This window comes from Bradyrhizobium sp. P2_E8, assembly GCF_056403875.1.
Genome location: NZ_JBFUES010001318.1, coordinates 1 through 1,689 on the forward strand (window position 1 = coordinate 1; position 1,689 = coordinate 1,689).

The 1,689-nt window shown below is 65.1% G+C and carries 1 protein-coding gene; it reads left to right on the forward strand.

Annotated elements, in window-relative coordinates; genetic code table 11:
* Positions 1–1,307, forward strand: a 1,307-nt coding sequence (sthA, locus tag AC1D00_RS40005) for a Si-specific NAD(P)(+) transhydrogenase (protein ID WP_477014491.1), incomplete at its 5' end; no start/stop codon positions are given.
* Positions 1,308–1,689 lie beyond the last annotated feature (382 nt).

The following is a 1,689-nucleotide window of genomic DNA, read 5'->3' on the forward strand; positions in this document are numbered from 1 at the left end:
TGCTGGTGGTGGAGAAGGGCCGGCGGGTCGGCGGCGTCTCCGTCCACACCGGCACCATTCCCTCCAAGACTCTGCGCGAGACCGTGCTCAATTTGTCCGGCTGGCGCGAGCGCGGCTTCTACGGCCGCTCCTACCGGGTGAAGCAGGACATCGCGGCCAGCGACCTGATGACCCGGCTGCAGAAGACGCTCGACCACGAGGTCGAGGTTCTCGAGCATCAGTTCAGCCGCAACCTGGTGCGCACCGCCAACGGCGAGGCGCGCTTCGTCGCGCCGCATCAGGTCGAGATCACGAGCGCGATCGGCGAGGTCAAGGTGGTGTCGGCCGCCTTCATCCTGATCGCCTGCGGCACGCGCCCGTTCCGGCCCGACTACGTGCCGTTCGACGGCACCACCGTGCTCGACAGCGACGAGATCATCGAGCTGCCAAAGCTGCCGCGCAGCCTTGCCGTGATCGGCGCCGGCGTGATCGGCGTCGAATATGCCACCATCTTCAGCGCGCTCGACGTGCCCGTGACCCTGATCGAGCCGCGGCCGACCTTCCTCGATTTCATCGACAAGGAGTTGATCGACGAGTTCATGCACGAGCTGCGCGACCGCAATGTCGCGCTGCGGCTCGGCGCCAAGGTCAACGCGATCGAGAAGAATGCGCAGGGCAATATCGTCACGCACTTGTCGGACGGGCGGCACGTCACCACGGAAATGCTGCTGTTCGCCGCCGGCCGGGTCGGCGCCACCGATCGCCTCAACCTCGAGGCCGCCGGCATCGCGGTTGACCATCGCGGGCGCATCACCGTCGATCCCGTGACGTTGCAGACCAGCGTGTCGCACATCTACGCGGCCGGCGACGTGATCGGCTTTCCGAGCCTGGCCTCGACCTCGATGGAGCAGGGCCGCGTCGCAGCCTGCCACGCGCTCGGCATGGAGCCGTTGGCGCCGCCGGAGTTCTTTCCTTACGGCATCTATTCGGTGCCGGAGATCTCGACCGCCGGCCTCACCGAAGAAGAGGTGCGCACGCGCGGCATTCCCTACGAGGTCGGCATCGCCCGCTTCCGCGAGACCTCGCGCGGCCACATCATGGGGCTGAACAGCGGCATGATGAAGATGATCTTCTCCACCAAGACGCGCCGCCTGCTCGGCGTGCACATCCTCGGCGAAGGCGCCACCGAGCTGATCCATATCGGCCAGGCCGTGCTGAACCTCAAAGGCACCATCGACTATTTCATCCAGAACACGTTCAACTATCCGACGCTGGCGGAGGCATACAAGATCGCCGGCCTCGATGCGTGGAACAGGATGACAAGGTGATTGTTCTTCACCTCTCCCGGCCTGCGGGGAGAGGTCGGAATTCAAGCGCAGTTTGAATTCCGGGTGAGGGGGAGCCTCCGCGAGTCGTCTGTCCACTGGAACGACCCCTCTCGACACGTCATTGCGAGCGTAGCGAAGCAATCCAGAATCCCTCCGCGGAACGACTCTGGATTGCTTCGCTGCGCTCGCAATGACGGCGTGGGGCCATCTCGAAAAACCCAACGACCTCCGTCCCCGCGGAGACTCCCCCTCACCCCGACCCTCTCCCCGCAAGCGGGGAGAGGGAGAATAGGCATCTCACCTCACTTCATCGCATGCCTGCATTCCGCCGCGCGGGACATCGCGCGATTGCGTTCGTGCCGTCAGGCACGTAGCCTCACCG